A 16,798-nucleotide genomic window follows, 5' to 3' on the forward strand; every position below is an offset into this window, starting at 1 on the left:
TGTCATCCTAAACTACAAATCTTTGTTGTACTTCAATGCCTTAAAAGCGATTGAATCAGGTCGAATAAGCCACCTGCGAGATCTTAAAACGATCCATTTACGCAGATGACTCATTTTCAAACGTCACCAGAACAGCGCTTAGCCTGTAATCATTGGTAAATGAAGACCTTGCTCTTTGGCACATTCAATTGCGATGTCATAGCCCGCATCAGCATGGCGCATCACGCCCGTTGCTGGGTCATTGGTTAAAACTCGTGCAATACGTGCGGCGGCCTCATCGGTACCATCACATACGATCACCACACCAGAATGTTGAGAGAAGCCCATTCCTACACCACCGCCGTGATGGAGCGACACCCAAGTTGCCCCACCTGCTGTATTGAGCAAGGCATTCAATAATGGCCAATCCGATACCGCATCTGAGCCATCTTGCATCGCTTCAGTTTCACGGTTTGGACTAGACACAGAACCTGAGTCTAAATGGTCGCGACCAATCACGATTGGTGCAGATAACTCACCGCTGCGAACCATTTCATTAAACGCCAAACCGAGTTTAGCGCGTAGACCTAAGCCCACCCAACAGATACGTGCAGGTAAACCTTGGAAGCTAATACGCTCACGCGCCATATCTAACCAATGATGTAAGTGTTCATCATCTGGAATCAGCTCTTTAACTTTTGCATCTGTTTTATAAATATCTTCTGGATCGCCAGACAAGGCCACCCAACGGAATGGACCAATCCCACGACAGAACAATGGACGAATATATGCTGGTACAAATCCTGGGAAATCAAAGGCATTTTCCACGCCTTCTTCTTGTGCCATTTGACGGATGTTATTACCGTAGTCAAATGTTGCAATTCCTTGTGCTTGGAAATCGAGCATGGCTTGTACATGTTGCGCCATCGACTGTTTTGCAGCTTTGGTCACGACTTGTGGTTCAGTTTTCGCACGGTCTTTATATTCTTCCCAAGTCCAACCAATTGGCAAATAACCATTGAGTGGATCATGCGCACTGGTTTGATCCGTCACCATATCTGGACGAACACCACGGCGTACCAATTCTGGTAAAATTTCCGCTGCGTTGCCATGCAGTGCAATCGAAATCGCTTTGCCTTCTGCTGTATATTTTGCAATACGCGCTAAAGCATCATCTAAATCTGCCGCTTGCTCATCGACATAACGGGTACGTAGGCGGAAATCGATACTGGCTTGTTGGCATTCAATGTTGAGTGAACATGCGCCAGCTAAAGTTGCAGCCAATGGTTGCGCGCCGCCCATACCACCTAAACCTGCGGTTAAGACCCAACGACCGGTCAAGTCACCGTTAAAGTGCTGACGGCCTGCTTCAACAAAAGTTTCATACGTGCCTTGTACAATGCCTTGGCTACCAATGTAAATCCAAGAACCTGCTGTCATTTGGCCATACATCGCCAAATCTTTAGCATCAAGTTCATTAAAATGTTCCCAATTTGCCCAATGTGGCACTAAATTTGAGTTTGCAATTAACACACGTGGCGCATTCGAATGCGTTTTAAAAACACCCACTGGCTTACCTGATTGAACCAATAAGGTTTCGTCATCTTCAAGCGTTGTTAGCGTTTCAACAATTTTGTCATAACATTCCCAATTTCGTGCAGCACGACCAATACCACCATAAACCACAAGCTCTTTTGGATTTTCAGCAACGTCAGGATCCAAGTTGTTCATCAGCATACGTAAAGGCGCTTCAGTCAACCAACTTTTTGCAGTGAGTTTATTGCCACGAGGTGCTCTGATTTCAACGTCTCTAAATTTTGTAATTTGTGCGGTCACTGTAGAACTCCTTGTGCTACATAAAATTTGATCAAGTCTTTTTTACAAGCTTCGTTTAAAGATGTATTAACTTGTATATACAGGTAAACACTAACAGAGATTTTGTAACTTGAAAAGAACTCTTGATGAATTTTTTTTATTTTTAAAATAAGTTTTTGATTTTTAAAATATTAAAAATACACTTGCATACAAAAGCATATGCAAAAAAACATAGGTTTCATGGAAAAAATAAGCCATCTGATCAAAATATGCTGTTTTCTATCAAGTAATACGCAAATATTTTATCGTCATTATTGTTTAATACCTGACAAAACAATCGTTTTTAAATGTTTGAATAGCATTAAAATTAAGCAAATGTAATTTAAGCGCTGTCACATGAATGACATCTCAGGCAGTGAAAATAGGCTAGTTTATTAGGGACCTAGTCAAAATCATGAAAATAAAAAGTTATCGCATGGGAAGCATTGCTTTAGCACTCAGTTGTATGATCGGGCTAACCGCCTGCAATGATTCAAATGATCAAAATGTTGTTTCTCCTCCAACCGATTCACGAGATCAACGTTTTTTAACTGCCAAAGTAAATGATGTCATTCAAGTCAATATTGAAGACTTAAAACCTACGCAAGGGGCAATTGGCTATGATCAAATTTATTATAAACTCGGTCGTTGGCAGGGGGATGTCAACCGCCCAACATGGCAAGCTAGCCCTGAAAATCAATTGGTCTATCTCAACAAAACCATTGGTAAAAAATTTAGTGATTATTGCGAAGCAATTGGCGCAAAAAGCCGTGACGATTTCAAGACAATTGAAGCCTTGCAAAAAGCCAATCTAAAACAACTCGATAGCTTCGGTTGTACAGAACAACCTGGGACTGAAGTTGCCGACTTAAAAACAGTGGTGGTGGGCTATGACGGCCGACTCTATCTGACCGATGGACATCACACCATGTCGCAACTACAAGAACTCCCTGATGGTGGTACAAAGCTCAAAGTTTGGGTAAAAGTTGTTGCCAATGAAAGTAACCTCAAAACAGCAGATGAGTTTTGGGCGAAAATGCAGCATACAGGGCGTACTTGGTTAAGAAATGGCAAAAATGAAAGCATTACCTATCAACAATTGCCAAAGAACTTAGGTTTATTATCCACGTCGAATCCAAATGGCATGCAAAACAATCCATACCGTTCACTGGTCTATTTCACCCGTGATATCGGCTATGAAAAAGTCGCTAATGCAACTGATTTTACTGAGTTCTTGTGGGAAGATTGGTTCCAGAAACAAAGCACACAAGGTCTAGTTCAACCCTTGAGCTTTTATCACTTGGATGCAAAAGCCTATGGTGCGGCAGATGTACTGGCAAGCAGTGCCATCAAATCAGATCTCACGGTTTCTGGCAGTGCAACTGGATATCAAGCCGCTGTTGCCAACTATTCGATTTTAATGGGATCTACCCAGCCAACGGATTTAATTTATAAAGATCTCACTGCTGCAGATCTTGGTGCACTGCGCCTAGAAAAGAATGCAGCCAAAGGTTCGGTTACCGCAAACGCGATTAGTAACCTTGATGAGTTAAACCGTGATGAAATCAAAAAAGATAAGTCCCCGAGAACAGGTGGTAGTGTCTGGTACGCTGTAAATTATAATCAATGTGGTAAACCACAAACAGGCACTTGTTGGGGTTGGTAGTTCTAGTAAGGCTTTAACACTTTAAAAAAGGAACCGGCTTAGGTTCCTTTTTTAATTATAGATATTCATGTCTAAACACTCACATACTTACGGCATGCTTCCTCTACTATTTACTCTCCCGCAGGTTGTTGTAAATATTTTGGGACCACATATTTTGGCCATTAAATTTTAATATATGACTCAGCTTTTTGGGCTTAGTTGCAACATTGACACAATCACCTTGATCGAGTGCAGATATTTCCTAAGCCACTATAATATTGACTTTTAGGTCTACCATGCCATGCGGCTGCGTTAGAAAAACCATGAAGGATCTTTATAACAACTAATCCGTTATTCTGTTTTTTGATCTGCTGTCAGTAAATAGATCGCATAATCCTACATCATCTAATTCGCGTCATAAGCTTTTATAATGCGTTGATAGATTATTACCACCCAATCGACTTGATTCAGTAAAACCAGACAACCCGCAATGAGATCTCTGATCTAAATTCAACTAAGCCTGCTGTAGCAACGAACCTATAAATGCCGGCTCCTCGCAGCTATTGGCGTATGCATAATGGATATTGGCAAAGAAGCATACGTTACAGAAAAGCTTTACCCCTAATCGCATACGCGGCCCTCATTATCAGTTTCAATCCGTGATATTCCCCAATCAATCACGTTATTGTGCATTTTAAAATGAAAATTTAAGCTCGGCGATTAAGGAATAAATTTACCTTCCAGATGATAGCGACTTCCCGGATAGGTCAAACGTGCACTGGAAATTAAGTTTTTATCTGACCAAGTCCGACGTCGAATCAGCAAGCACGGTTCGGTTTTACTCATTTTCAACCATTTGGCTTCTTGCACTGTGGCCAACACGGCTTCAACGATATGCTCCCCCTCACTAATAGGGGCATGCGCCATTAAATAGGCATGTGGGGTGATTGAGAGAAAGTCTTGTTGTAAATATGCTGGAATTAAAGCTGCATTCACCAAGCGGTCTTCGAGTTGTACTGGGATATTATTTTCATAATGCACAATAATCGAATGAAATAAGTCCGTCCCTTCACGACACCCCATTACCAAACTTTGTGCTGCATCTGCCTGAATTTGCTCTAACTTCAGCACTTCTGCGCGATGCAGATGATGCCGCGCCATAATCTCATCGGCAATATTACTAATCTGAAATAAAGCGGTATGTCCTTGACCTTCAGCCACAAAAGAACCCACCCCCTGTATACGCACCAACAAACCTTCTTGAGTGAGCTCTCTTAATGCACGGTTAATCGTCATCCGACTACAACCCAATTGTTTTACAAATTCACTTTCGGAAGGAATTTTCTCATTGACCTTCCAGCTTCCCTCATAAATTTTTGTTTGAATAATTTTTTTAATACGTTGATAAATCGGCAATGGTTCATCTTGATCCATCGAAAAGTCAAAATTTTCAGGGTTCAGTTTAATCGACATAATTATATTCTATAGAGAGCGAGTAGCGTGTTCAGAGGATTTCAGCTTGTATAGACAAGAGTATACATAGTTTTAACCGATAACTTTTCAATTGTATATAAAAAATCAAATAGAAGCTTAGACTACCTAGTAAAAGTCTCATGATGGATTAAGCCTTTGTGGTGCTTTTCAAGCAATGCCCAATCTATGTGATATATACAACAAAAAATAAAGCGTACTGCTCATTAAGCATAAAGTACATACAGAATTGTCGGTTCAGTCATCTATTCAGTAATAGCTGACGCAATTAAACCAGCAAAAGCACTTGAAAACTTTTGAACATATTATATGTTGTTGTATTAATTCCTTAAAACTTGAACTATGCAAAACAAATTTAGCCTCCTGCTTGGCCTTGCCTTATTTTCAAGTTCCGTTTTAGCTGAGCCAAAACCAACATTTACCCAAGCCTTCCAACAACTCGAAAAAGAATTCGACCATGCATCCAGTGCAAGTAATCAATCTAAATACCAACTTCGGCTTAAGCAAAACCCAAGCCAAGCAGAAAAATTAGATTCCCTAAAACTCAAATGTGAATTAATCAAAATAAAGTTTAAATCTTTAGATTTAATCGATAAAAATTTTGAAGATTTTAAAATCCAAATCAATGAGCCATCTCTCAGCCGCGACAAACTAGACGTGAAATACACGCGCACCCAAAACGAATTGGATCAGCTCAATCAAGATTTAAAAGAAACCACATTTAAATGTGCCTTGTAGTCACAACCTTAGCCAACTTAAATCTTTGTTATACTCAGCCCAGTTAAAAATTTAAATGTGTAGATCAAGCGCTAAGCAGAATCTTTTGTTCATTTATAGCGTTAAACCAATGCAGCCGACCCAGCGAGCACCTGAAGGATCACCAACATGTCATATAAAATCCATGTCATTGATGTCAAAAATGCCCTGAAAAATTATATCTGGTTAATTGAACATACCAGCAGCGCACAAGTGGTCGCAATTGATCCAACTGAAGCAGATCTTGTAAAGCAATACTGTGAGCAACAGCAACTCACACTCAGTCAAATTTGGCTCACGCACTGGCACAAAGATCATATTGGTGGAGTACCGGATTTAATTGCCAATACTCAAATCCCTGTTTATGGGCCACGTGAAGAACTCAGTAAAATTCCGTTTATTCGTCATCCCTTACAACATGATGATCATTTTGAGTTCCAAGGGCTTAATGTAGAGATTATCGCAGTGCCTGGGCACACCTTAGGTCATATTGTTTATTATATTGACCATCTAGACAGTGTATTTTGTGGCGACACCTTATTTGCTATGGGCTGTGGCCGTATTTTTGAGGGTACACCTGAGCAAATGTACCATTCCCTCAACCGACTGGCCGCACTTCCACCGCAAACGCTAGTCTATTGCACCCACGAATACACGTTGGCCAATGCTCAGTTTGCAATTGAAATAGAACCAAATAATCTTGCGTTACAACACCGCCTTCAAGAAACCCAAGCGCAACGGCAACGTGGTGAAATTACCCTACCCAGCCGCATTGAACTCGAACTAGCCACCAACCCATTTCTTAGAACTGAAAATGTTGAAGAATTTGCTCGTATTCGTCAACTCAAGGATCAGTACTAAGCATCAAAATAAAATGCCTAAGTTGGGTTTAATATATAAACCTCAGCTTAGGCATTTTTTATAACAACAATACAAGTTCTTACCTAAAGCACCAATAAACGTGACTTAAGTCCATATTTTTTTATTTATCTTAAATTTCTATAAAATAGAAGTAATACAAAATATTTCATCAAATTTAAATATACGTCATGGCCTTTCTTGCTTGAGTCGCGCTTTAGCCCATTCCAAAGAAAATCACAACATATTGTTTTTTATATTAATTTTAAAAATAAAATACATAAATTCCCATTTTAATCGACAACAATCCCGTATTTTATCGTCACTAAAATGCACGACTCTCCCTTGTCAAACAATATAAATTAAAATAATTGCGCACTTAGCCCTTTAAAAACTCAGGCTTAATCCCTATTATTTTTATTAGGTAAACGAATGGAGAACGAATCGTGAAAAAGGTCGTCAAAGCAAAAAATTTAATTGCATTTAGAATTTGGTTAGAAAAATTGGGTTATTCAGTAAGAACCCTTACTGATAATCGTGGTTTCACATTTAGCTTTAAAAAAGAATATGGTTTGGTCACCTGCGATCTTGCTGGAAACTCTTTGGCACTCCAGTTAGGTGAAGAGTTTGAGGATCACCTGAAGGCCTAAGTACCTTTTAATGACTCAGCGACTTTGTACGCAACCCCTGTATAACAATATTGTTTTAACACTTTAAGCGCGTCTTAGTTTAATTTCTTTCACGATGATGTCTTACCCTAAGCACCAACATGATGTTGGTGCTTATTTTTTTTGGGCTTTATAAATTTTAAGCAAAAAAAAAGACAAGATAGAATCTTGTCTTTTTTAGAATATGGTGGGGGCGAAGAGACTCGAACTCTTACACCTTGCGGCGCTGGAACCTAAATCCAGTGCGTCTACCAATTTCGCCACGCCCCCAGATAAAAGACCCACGATGGGGTCTCTTAAGAATTTGGCAGAGGATCAAGGACTCGAACCTTGACGAACGGTTTTGGAGACCGTCATGCTACCATTACACCAATCCTCTATAAGTAACTCATCAAGCTTTAATGCCACTTCATGTTTTACTTGGTGGGGGCGAAGAGACTCGAACTCTTACACCTTGCGGCGCTGGAACCTAAATCCAGTGCGTCTACCAATTCCGCCACGCCCCCCGATGGCTGTGTATATTATAGAGATCAGTACTACCTGACAAGTCCTTTTTATGAAAAATCAATTTGTTTGCTTAAATAAAAAACAAAAAGCCATATAACGCTGTTTATCTACACAATACGACTTAATCCTTGTTTTATTTCATGAATATTGGCATATCGATTTGCTTTATTTTTACACAACATTCGTTTTAATACCGCCATCAATGGCTGAAACTGCGGTGATAATTCAATTTGAAAGTGCTGACAATGCCATTTTGCCCAATCTAAATAGGTTTTATGTTGTATCCGTCGTTGCGTTAGCCATTCGTACCAAATAATACCTAAAGCATAAATATCTGATTGTTGCGATTTTGCCTCGCCATGAAACAGCTCGGGTGCCATATAGCGCGGTGTTGCGGCATGTGACAACGGTTTTGCCAAATCAATGCGGGTTGCTTGCTCAAAGTCGATTAAATAACATTGCCCTGCTTGCGTTCGAAAATGTTCAGGCTTTAAGTCACCATGCAAATACCCCACATGATGCAAATGCGCCAGCACTTGGCTGCTCTGAATCAAATGGTGTAGGATTTTCGAATGCTGCCGTGCAAGTAACTGCTGCTCACCAACATCACTAAAATGGGAGGATGCTAATGCAAGTAGCGTTGCATTATTAAAATGCGCTGACGCTTCGCCAAGCAACAAAGCTTGTGGCACAAAACCATCAGGAAAATCTAATGTTTGGGATGCCTCTAACACCCTAAAAGGCAGGGTGATCTCAAGCCCATATTCAGCTTCTAAACGATTTAAATCTGCATAGCACTGTAATTCATGCATAAAGCTGCGTTCATAGGCGCTGTTCACCCCCTGCTGCTGTAACTTGAGCCAATGACACGGTATTGACTGCGATGCTGCCTCTGGATCGATAAGATAGAGATAACGGCCAAGCTGTTGACTCTGTATCGGGTTAACAGCTGTCCCAGTCTGATAAAGCTGTTTAAGATTCAACATAATCTTGGCATGGTTGTGCCTGTGCTTGATTAAATCGAAGTACCTCTAAGCAATGCTCAATGGTTTTACCAATACGTGCATGACTTTCAATCGAAGATATTTTTGGCCAAGTCGCGCGTTCGCCTTCACGCTGCAACAGATTAAATAGAAATGGCCGTGGATTCTGCAACATGTACATATAATGCGTGAGATTATACTGCCCTACGATATTTACGTCGCCGTAGTAACGCTGATCAATTACCCCATAACCATGATCGAGCAAACGTCGCACCGAAGGCACCCGCCCCATACGACCACGGGTGAAATCCATGACCCCCATCGCCAAAATCTTCCCCTGCCTACGCAAGATACGTTGCGGCCAACTCAATACATCCTGACGGTAACGCTCTTCATCGGTTTGCATAAACGGCACAATATGCGGATTCACTTGACTTGCAATGGTGTAGTTCAAGTTATACAGGCGCGACATGCGCTCTTGTGGGAAGTCACTGCGTACACTGCCATCGACCCAACGTGTATTCGCCAAATAAGGTGTATGTACGCCATCATAGCGTTTACTGACCAAGCGCACTGGTGGAAAAAGAATAGGAACCGCACAGGAAGCCAGGACTGCGCTCCACACCAGTAGGTCTGGTGAGGTGTAGCGATTCATAATTCGTGCGTCTTCCTGAGAGACATCGAATGGCGCAACTGTCACGTTAATATCTAAACCCGACTGATGATAGGCTTCCTGAAAAGTGACATCACCGAGGTTTTCTACTAAGAATTTTTTAAGATAGCGTACATCTGCAAAACCACCATTGCCACTGAGTAACTCTTTGACTCCACGGAAATGAAAGGCTTCGCTATAAAAATGTTCACCCTTTAAGATATTTGGAATCTCTTCAGGTTTAGACACGCCCAGCATGGCGGTCATAATTGCACCAGCACTGGAGCCAGACAGCACCTTAGGCATTAAATCCTGCTCAAGCAGTGCTTTACACACCCCACTGTGGAATAAACCAAGGGTTGCACCACCAGAAAACATTAAAGCTGGTTGTCCATAGGCTTTTTGGCAGTTCTCAAAAAAATCGTGCTTTTCTTGAAACGTTAGACTGGCACAATTTTCAGAAGCCACATAAGCCAGAGACTCACTGACCTCTTCAATATAATCTTCAATAATTTTTTTAGTACCCACATACGTCGAACCAAACAGCATCGGGTGACCAATATTGGCCACGTCATAGCTTAAGCCTTCACTTAAAATATGAATAAGATCCGCAGTGCGATGCTGACCGCGATAACGTCTAAGCAGATTTAAGCGATGCGAAATAATCTCTGCATCAAAATAGGGTGAACTATTGTCGAATTTCCATTCTTGTGCACCGCTCTCTTCATCGAGCTTTAACGCAATAGACTTCCATTCTTCATAGCTTTCTGATTGATTTAATTGTCTTTTTAACTTTTTGATACGATATGCTTGATGCGGATTCAGGTCACCACTGAACTCTAAAATCATATGTGCCTCTTCATCGAATTAACTGGATCGCTTTAGCGCTCTACTTATCTGATGAAATCATATAAGGATAAATGCTTAGCTAAAAGCTTTATTTTTTAAAACCCCGAATAAGCCTTCAAAATACAGATTAAAAAAATACACTGCTTCATTTTTCACCCCATTGGGATTATGCTTAAATGCTGTATTTTTACACTTAAAACATTATGGCTACTCTTGATTTACCTGAACACTTAATCAATAAGCTTGCGGTGGTATTGGATCAGTTGCAACAAATACTGCCAGCACCAAAGCAAGACCCTGACTTTTCTGCACCAGCCTTTCGCTGGCATGATCAGCAGCTTAAACCTATTTTCAATCCTAAAGTTGTGTTGCAAGCAGATCTTAAGGGAATTGAACGACAAATGAAGATTATTCTGCAAAACACAGAACAGTTTTTACACGGCTTTCCCGCCAATGATATTTTACTGACAGGCTCAAGAGGCACAGGTAAATCTTCGATCGTACGCTCTTTGCTCACCACTTATCAGGCGCAAGGGCTTCGATTAATTGAAATCGAGCGCGATGACTTATCTGACTTGGCACTGATTCAAGAGACCATCAAAAATCGACCTGAAAAATTTATTGTCTATTGTGATGATCTTGCTTTTAATGCCGAAGATGAAAACTATCGTAGCTTAAAAAGTGTCTTAGATGGCTCATTACAATCAGGTACCAGTAATTTCATTATTTATGCCACCAGTAACCGTCGTCATCTATTGCCTGAATTTATGCACGAAAACACCCCAGCCACCAAAGTGGATGTGCCTCAGTACAAAGAACTACATCCACAAGAAGCCATCGAAGAAAAAATCTCACTTTCAGATCGTTTTGGTTTGTGGCTGTCGTTTTACCCAATGGATCAGCAACTTTATCTTGAAATTGTTGAGCATTATTTGGCGAAAGAAAATATTGCTTTTGATGAGTTCACCCGTGCCGAAAGCCTCCGTTGGAGCCAAGCGCGTGGACAACGTTCCGGTCGCTCAGCGTATCAGTTCTCTAAGCACTGGGTCGGTTCACAGCAACTCAAAGCCTTACGATAAGCGCGCATCTAGGCAACGGCTTCAAAATAAAAAACCCCAATACATAAATATTGGGGTTTAAGCACAATATACTCAATATTGTGAATCGAAACTCATCTCGCAGTGTCGATTATTTTCTGGCTTGTTTATACACCGCTTCAGCTGCAGCTAAGTTTTTACGCATATCATCAATACGTTTGGTATTGGATGGATGCGTTGACAAGAATGAACCTTGTGAGCCACTGAGTTTATTCATTTTTTCCCAAAGACTAATCGCAGCTTTCGGATCATAACCCGCACGTGCCATCAACATTAAACCACCTTGGTCAGCGCGGCTTTCGAGACTACGCGAATAAGGTAGACCTACACCCACCTGACTACCAAAATCGACAGCAGCAGAACCCACCTCGCCTAAGCTTGCACCAGCATACTGTTTACCAATACCAACCGCCATATTGGTCAACACGTCTGCACCAATTTTATTTTTAGAATGTTCTTCTAAAGCATGCACCATTTCGTGGCCCATGATCGCTGCAATTTCCGCATCTGTTAAGTTCAATTTAGTCACAATACCGGTATAGAACACCACTTTACCACCTGGTGCAACATAGGCATTAACCGTGTCAGATTTGAGCACAGCCAACTTCCAATCAAACTTTTGACCCGTTTTATTCTCTAAATCAGCATAAGGTGCCATACGGACAAAAACTGCATTAATGCGCTTATAAACATTCGAGCTTGTATCGAGGGTTTTATTGCTACGCGCTTCATCTACAGTTTTATTAAAACCTTGAGTGGCATTGATATTCAAGCTTTGTGAATCTGCCCCTGCCATATCAGCAATGGTCGTACAGCCCGACAATGTCACGATTGCTGCTGTAGACACAGCCAACAAGATTTTGTTTTTCATCTCTAAACTCCAATTTTTGAGCACTGATTTTTACAAAGATTATAACTAACGTGTGACACAGTAGATAGTTCAACCACGCGAATAGCGGTCAAATAACGTTGAGATCACATCAACTTAGCTCAAAAACTTTTAACAACCAGTAAATAAGACAGCATACATTTAGGATCAAATAAAATCGACTAAGTAATACAATTCGATCTTCAACCCAAAGGCTTTGCCGTTTGATTAGCAAAAATACATTTTGAATAAAAATAATAGGCACCAAAATACAAGCAATCAGTACCGTTAAACTAATAAACAAATTCAACAACTGTACCGGGTCGTTCACCTGAGATGCGCTGATCCACATTGCAATCGTTGGTGCACCACCGAGTGCAAAAATAAATGAAAATAAAATTGTTTTTGAAATGTTCGGGAGGAGTTTCATGCAGGCATCACTTTCATTTAATCTTTAATGTAATCTTGGTTTTTTAGATGGTTTTATCTTATTTAAACAGCCTACTTTAGTCGCGTGAGCAGTAAGTCATCCCCTGATTTACCGAGTGTCTAGCACATTAAAGCAAAGCCCCGAATTGATCGAGGCTTGTTTGCATATTAACGAAACTGCTTATGCATCAAATGGATGACGTAATACCATTGTTTCAGCACGGTCTGGGCCGGTTGAAATAATATCAATCGGGCATTCAACCAATTGCTCAATACGTTTTACATAAGCCAACGCATTTGCAGGAAGTTGATCCACTTGGGTTAAACCCACTGTTGATTCAGACCAACCTGGCATGGTTTCGTAGATCGGTTTAAGCGTATCAAATGCCAATGCATCTGAAGAACCGATGCAACCACAATCTGCTGCTTCATAACCCACACAGATTTTTACTTCTTCTAAGCCATCAAGAACATCAAGCTTGGTTAAGCAAATACCTGAAAGTGAATTCACATCAACCGAGCGACGTAGAATCTCAGCATCAAACCAACCACAACGACGTTGACGACCAGTCGATGCGCCAAATTCGTTACCGATTGTGCCCAGGTGCTTACCAATCGCATCACCGGTGTCATTGGCAGCATCATAAACCAACTCCGTCGGGAATGGTCCTGCGCCAACACGGGTGGTGTAGGCTTTGGTAATACCCAATACATAATCTAAATGTAATGGACCAAGACCAGAACCTGAGCTTACGCCACCAGCGGTGGTATTTGATGAAGTCACATATGGATAAGTACCATGATCGACGTCAAGTAAAGAACCTTGTGCGCCTTCGAACATTAAGTTCTGACCATTTTTACGGTAGTTATGCAGTTCAGCAATCACATCGACCACCAATGGTTGAATCACTTCACGCCATTGATCACACAATGCTAAGACATCTTCAAGTTGAACAGCTTCAACGCCATAGAACTGGGTCAATTGGAAATTGTGGTATTCCAACAATTCAACCAAAAGATTTTTAAGATGATCGCCACCACGAACTAAATCTGCAACGCGAACCGCACGGCGTGCCACTTTATCTTCGTAAGCTGGTCCGATACCACGACCTGTTGTACCAATTTTTGCATTGCCACGTTTTTTCTCACGTGCTTGATCCAAGGCAATATGATTCGGCAGAATCAGTGGGCAGTTTGGCGAAATGCGTAGACGTTCTTTTACTGGAACGCCCTCTTTCTCAAGAATCGCCATTTCTTCAATTAATGCAGCGGGTGAAAGTACCACACCATTACCAATCATGCACATCACGTTTTCACGTAAAATACCCGATGGAATCAAATGTAATACGGTTTTTTTACCACTCACCACGAGCGTATGGCCGGCATTGTGTCCGCCTTGATAGCGAATTACTGCAGCCGCTTGATCTGTGAGCAGGTCGACGATTTTACCTTTACCTTCGTCGCCCCATTGGGTACCAAGTACCACAACATTCTTGCCCATAATAGCCTCATTGCATCATGCTGTTAAAATTGAATAGATATATCCAGGTATTGCACCCGATTCATTGCTTAAATCGCTGTAACGACCCAATGCCCATTTGACTGCTGCAACTGATGGGTTGCATTTGGCACAGAATCGAGATCATCTTGATCTAAAAGCTGTACAACGTTCGAACCTTCGGCACGAAGCGTCGCAATTTTTTCCTGTAAGTCGCGTTGCAAACCTTTAGGCGCAACCACAACTGAAATTTCTTCAAAACATCCTGCACTGAGTGCATATAAATCACAGCTAAAACCTGTGGCTGGGCGCGCACGACCAAAATGCTTACCAATACCGTCATAGCGACCACCTTGAGCCAAGGCTGCTGCACGATTTGGCGCATATACCGCATAGGTTAAGCCAGTATGATAATGATAAGAACGTAATTCCACCACATCAATACCAATCTGCACATCTGGCCAGCGTTGCTGAATTGCTGAACGCGTTTCAGTCAAGGCCTCAAACACCTCATGAAAAGCTGGATTGTTTTGAATCTCTTCACTTAAATGCGTTTGTAATGCTTTTAAGTCACTGGCATAACGGCCAAGCACATAAAAGTCTGCACCAAAATGTAATTCACGAGTAAATTCAGCTAACTCTGGTAAAGCCTTACGTTGATATAAGTCAGAGAGTTGTTGCTCTGTGGCTTTATCCAATGCTGCAAGTTTGACCATACTGCGGAATAAACCCACATGACCTAAGTCCAAATGGATCCCATCAGCCAAACCTGCTTGTTCAAGCAAGCCCAACATCAGATCGACCATTTCTACATCAGCATCGATACTGTTTGAACCAAACAGTTCTGCCCCAAGTTGTAGGGGCGCTCGCGTGGTATTAAACCCTTGTGGTTTCGTGTGTAAGACCGAACCGGCGTAACAATAACGCGCAACACCCGCAATCGGGTGAACGTGGGCATCAATTCGCGCCACTTGCGGTGTCATGTCCGCACGTACTCCAAGTAACCGGCCACTCAGCTGATCAATCACTTTAAAAGTGACCAAATCTAGATCTTGATTCGATTCAGATAATGAAGAGAGTGATTCGATATATTCAATAAATGGAGTATAGACCAGCTGATAACCTCGATGAGCGAGGAAATCTAATGCCTTGCGACGCAAAGTTTCAATCACTTGCGCCTGTTCGGGTAATACATCAGCTACACCATCAGGTAATAACCATGTCTCTGAAATGGGCATGTTGTAAACCTAAATTATTGCTAAAGCGGTTGTTATCCGCATAAAAAAATCGGGAACACACCCGATTTCGAATAGTTTAACACGATAGTTTCAGCCATGCACCTGAGATTTTAGCTAAATACTTCGAATATTCGTGCTAAAAGCGGCATTATGACTGTCGCTTCCAAAATACTTATATTCAATCCATCCTCACTGATAGGGTTAAATCGATAATTTAATCTTTCTCGGCCTCACTTACCTAGATTTAATAAAATGAGCGTTATTAATGCTGGGATCGCTTGAATATAAATAATCTTTTTATTTGCCGTCACACCGCCATAAATTCCAGCAATCAGCACACAACCTAAAAAGAAATTGGCCAAGGCGACATGAGGTTCTGCCAACAAGGACAAAAATAGCCCAGCCGCAAGAAAGCCGTTGTATAAGCCCATGTTTTTTTTGCGAGAACTTTGGTCTGCTCGGCCTGCTCCGCATTATTTCCAAATGCACGGATTAAGCCTGTGCTGATGCCTGAGTAGACAAAAATAGATCACAAATCAATTCCAACTGCCCAACCAACATGTGAATCCCCGAATGAATTTCGGTGTATTTTTCTGCAAGCGTCAATAATGCGGTTTTTTCTTTGGTTGCAATACACTCTGCGACTAAACCAGCACGTTGCAATACCACTTCATCAATTGGTAATTCGCTCGTCGAGTCAATCCCAATCGCACTGGCATTAATAATCACATCCATGGCTTCATTTTCTGCTAAACCTAAACGTAGTTTGGCTTTAGGGAAATGTGCATAGAGCTGTTCAATTAATGATTTTGCCTTATTGGGATTGCGGTTATACAAGATCAATTCAGCACAACCACGGCTGAGTAAAGCAAAGGCAACTGAAGCTGCTGCACCGCCTGCCCCAATCAATACAAACTTTTTTTGTCGTACTTGATGCCCTTGCTGTTCAAGCCCACGCACGAAGCCAGCACCATCATAATTCCACCCTGCCAATTTCCCTTCCACACAGCGGGTAATCACATTAACCACTTGAATAGACTCAGCATCGGGAGCAACTTCATCTAAATGTTGCAACACTTGAGTTTTATGTGGCGCAGTCACAATCGCACCAATAAAATTTTGCATGGAACGTAGCGCCTGCAAAGTATCTGCCAAACCCGCAGCAGACACATGCCATGGAATAATTAAATACTCCCCCAATTTACTTTGTTCGGCTAACATTTTATTTAAACGTGTTGGTATTTGAGCTGTTGTTATAGAGTCGCCAATAAGCGCAATAATTTTTGTTGCCCCATCTACTTGGTATAAACGCATGAATCTCTCAATCTTATTGTTTAACAATTGAATGCGGGGCATTCTACGTGAAAATGCAATAAAGTTTCTTCTAACTTATGTTTAATTTTATTTTCCAGACTTTGGTCTAAAC

The 16,798-nt window shown here is 41.3% G+C and carries 14 protein-coding genes, 3 tRNA genes and 1 pseudogene; 5 read left to right on the forward strand and 13 right to left on the reverse strand.

What is annotated here, in order from left to right; genetic code table 11:
* Window positions 1–138: 138 nt before the first annotated feature.
* Window positions 139–1,815 carry a urocanate hydratase gene (gene hutU, locus FD716_RS11030; RefSeq protein ID WP_139852385.1) on the reverse strand — a complete coding sequence of 559 codons (1,677 nt, stop codon included), beginning with the start codon at window positions 1,813–1,815 and terminating at the stop codon, window positions 139–141.
* 433 nt (window positions 1,816–2,248) lie between these two features.
* Between hutU and FD716_RS11035 the strand changes: the two genes are divergently transcribed.
* Window positions 2,249–3,499, forward strand: coding sequence for a ParB/Srx family N-terminal domain-containing protein (locus tag FD716_RS11035; protein WP_139852386.1), 1,251 nt, complete (start codon window positions 2,249–2,251; stop codon window positions 3,497–3,499).
* A gap of 699 nt (window positions 3,500–4,198) precedes the next feature.
* On the opposite strand, the gene hutC is transcribed toward FD716_RS11035, so the two are convergent.
* Window positions 4,199–4,951, reverse strand: a complete 753-nt coding sequence (gene hutC / locus FD716_RS11040) for a histidine utilization repressor (RefSeq protein ID WP_005332366.1) — start codon at window positions 4,949–4,951, stop codon at window positions 4,199–4,201.
* A 360-nt stretch (window positions 4,952–5,311) separates the two neighbouring features.
* On the opposite strand from hutC, the gene FD716_RS11045 reads away from it, so the two are divergent.
* The 3 genes from FD716_RS11045 to FD716_RS11055 all read left to right on the forward strand — a co-directional run bounded on the left by FD716_RS11045 (window position 5,312) and on the right by FD716_RS11055 (window position 7,233).
* Entirely contained in the window at window positions 5,312–5,707 is a 396-nt protein-coding gene (locus FD716_RS11045) for a hypothetical protein (RefSeq protein WP_139852387.1), read from the forward strand.
* 147 nt (window positions 5,708–5,854) lie between these two features.
* A complete protein-coding gene (gene gloB / locus FD716_RS11050) occupies window positions 5,855–6,586 on the forward strand; it encodes a hydroxyacylglutathione hydrolase (protein ID WP_139852388.1) in 732 nt (243 codons plus the stop codon).
* 443 nt (window positions 6,587–7,029) lie between these two features.
* A complete protein-coding gene (locus FD716_RS11055) occupies window positions 7,030–7,233 on the forward strand; it encodes a hypothetical protein (protein WP_139852389.1) in 204 nt (67 codons plus the stop codon).
* Between the two features lie 203 nt (window positions 7,234–7,436).
* On the opposite strand, the gene FD716_RS11060 is transcribed toward FD716_RS11055, so the two are convergent.
* The 5 genes from FD716_RS11060 to FD716_RS11080 all read right to left on the reverse strand — a co-directional run bounded on the left by FD716_RS11060 (window position 7,437) and on the right by FD716_RS11080 (window position 10,242).
* Window positions 7,437–7,521: transfer RNA gene (locus FD716_RS11060), tRNA-Leu, on the reverse strand.
* 35 nt (window positions 7,522–7,556) lie between these two features.
* A tRNA-Trp gene (locus FD716_RS11065) sits at window positions 7,557–7,630 on the reverse strand.
* Window positions 7,631–7,672: 42 nt separating this feature from the next.
* Window positions 7,673–7,757: transfer RNA gene (locus FD716_RS11070), tRNA-Leu, on the reverse strand.
* Between the two features lie 108 nt (window positions 7,758–7,865).
* Window positions 7,866–8,744, reverse strand: coding sequence for a serine/threonine protein kinase (locus FD716_RS11075; protein ID WP_139852390.1), 879 nt, complete (start codon window positions 8,742–8,744; stop codon window positions 7,866–7,868).
* Complete coding sequence (locus FD716_RS11080; RefSeq protein WP_139852391.1) at window positions 8,731–10,242, reverse strand: DUF3336 domain-containing protein; 1,512 nt, start codon at window positions 10,240–10,242, stop codon at window positions 8,731–8,733. The genes FD716_RS11075 and FD716_RS11080 overlap by 14 nt, the downstream gene beginning before the upstream one ends.
* Window positions 10,243–10,445: 203 nt before the next feature.
* Between FD716_RS11080 and FD716_RS11085 the strand changes: the two genes are divergently transcribed.
* On the forward strand, window positions 10,446–11,321 hold the full coding sequence (locus FD716_RS11085) for an ATP-binding protein (protein ID WP_139852392.1): 876 nt from the start codon (window positions 10,446–10,448) through the stop codon (window positions 11,319–11,321).
* Between the two features lie 109 nt (window positions 11,322–11,430).
* On the opposite strand, the gene FD716_RS11090 is transcribed toward FD716_RS11085, so the two are convergent.
* The 6 genes and pseudogenes from FD716_RS11090 to FD716_RS11115 all read right to left on the reverse strand — a co-directional run bounded on the left by FD716_RS11090 (window position 11,431) and on the right by FD716_RS11115 (window position 16,686).
* Window positions 11,431–12,210 carry a M48 family metallopeptidase gene (locus FD716_RS11090; protein WP_139852393.1) on the reverse strand — a complete coding sequence of 260 codons (780 nt, stop codon included), beginning with the start codon at window positions 12,208–12,210 and terminating at the stop codon, window positions 11,431–11,433.
* Window positions 12,211–12,319: 109 nt separating this feature from the next.
* Window positions 12,320–12,637: a hypothetical protein gene (locus tag FD716_RS11095; RefSeq protein ID WP_139852394.1), complete on the reverse strand. Its 318-nt coding sequence runs from the start codon at window positions 12,635–12,637 to the stop codon at window positions 12,320–12,322.
* A 180-nt stretch (window positions 12,638–12,817) separates the two neighbouring features.
* Window positions 12,818–14,137, reverse strand: a complete 1,320-nt coding sequence (locus FD716_RS11100; RefSeq protein ID WP_139852395.1) for an adenylosuccinate synthase — start codon at window positions 14,135–14,137, stop codon at window positions 12,818–12,820.
* Between the two features lie 68 nt (window positions 14,138–14,205).
* A complete protein-coding gene (locus tag FD716_RS11105) occupies window positions 14,206–15,372 on the reverse strand; it encodes an ATP phosphoribosyltransferase regulatory subunit (protein ID WP_139852396.1) in 1,167 nt (388 codons plus the stop codon).
* 230 nt (window positions 15,373–15,602) lie between these two features.
* Window positions 15,603–15,865, reverse strand: a pseudogene (locus tag FD716_RS11110) (DUF1304 domain-containing protein); the annotation flags it as partial.
* On the reverse strand, window positions 15,865–16,686 hold the full coding sequence (locus FD716_RS11115; protein ID WP_171477028.1) for a shikimate dehydrogenase family protein: 822 nt from the start codon (window positions 16,684–16,686) through the stop codon (window positions 15,865–15,867). The gene FD716_RS11115 and the pseudogene FD716_RS11110, both read right to left, overlap by 1 nt.
* Window positions 16,687–16,798 lie beyond the last annotated feature (112 nt).

This window comes from Acinetobacter pullicarnis, assembly GCF_006352475.1.
Lineage (GTDB): Bacteria > Pseudomonadota > Gammaproteobacteria > Pseudomonadales > Moraxellaceae > Acinetobacter > Acinetobacter pullicarnis.

What these genes read in the sequence shown, in the direction of transcription:
- FD716_RS11035 (WP_139852386.1), top strand. Translation starts at nt 2,249, where the DNA reads ATGAAAATAAAAAGTTATCGCATGGGAAGCATTGCTTTAGCACTCAGT.
- hutC (WP_005332366.1), bottom strand. Translation starts at nt 4,951, where the DNA reads ATGTCGATTAAACTGAACCCTGAAAATTTTGACTTTTCGATGGATCAA.
- FD716_RS11045 (WP_139852387.1), top strand. Translation starts at nt 5,312, where the DNA reads ATGCAAAACAAATTTAGCCTCCTGCTTGGCCTTGCCTTATTTTCAAGT.
- gloB (WP_139852388.1), top strand. Translation starts at nt 5,855, where the DNA reads ATGTCATATAAAATCCATGTCATTGATGTCAAAAATGCCCTGAAAAAT.
- FD716_RS11075 (WP_139852390.1), bottom strand. Translation starts at nt 8,744, where the DNA reads ATGTTGAATCTTAAACAGCTTTATCAGACTGGGACAGCTGTTAACCCG.
- FD716_RS11080 (WP_139852391.1), bottom strand. Translation starts at nt 10,242, where the DNA reads ATGATTTTAGAGTTCAGTGGTGACCTGAATCCGCATCAAGCATATCGT.
- FD716_RS11085 (WP_139852392.1), top strand. Translation starts at nt 10,446, where the DNA reads ATGGCTACTCTTGATTTACCTGAACACTTAATCAATAAGCTTGCGGTG.
- FD716_RS11090 (WP_139852393.1), bottom strand. Translation starts at nt 12,210, where the DNA reads ATGAAAAACAAAATCTTGTTGGCTGTGTCTACAGCAGCAATCGTGACA.
- FD716_RS11095 (WP_139852394.1), bottom strand. Translation starts at nt 12,637, where the DNA reads ATGAAACTCCTCCCGAACATTTCAAAAACAATTTTATTTTCATTTATT.
- FD716_RS11100 (WP_139852395.1), bottom strand. Translation starts at nt 14,137, where the DNA reads ATGGGCAAGAATGTTGTGGTACTTGGTACCCAATGGGGCGACGAAGGT.
- FD716_RS11105 (WP_139852396.1), bottom strand. Translation starts at nt 15,372, where the DNA reads ATGCCCATTTCAGAGACATGGTTATTACCTGATGGTGTAGCTGATGTA.
- FD716_RS11115 (WP_171477028.1), bottom strand. Translation starts at nt 16,686, where the DNA reads ATGCGTTTATACCAAGTAGATGGGGCAACAAAAATTATTGCGCTTATT.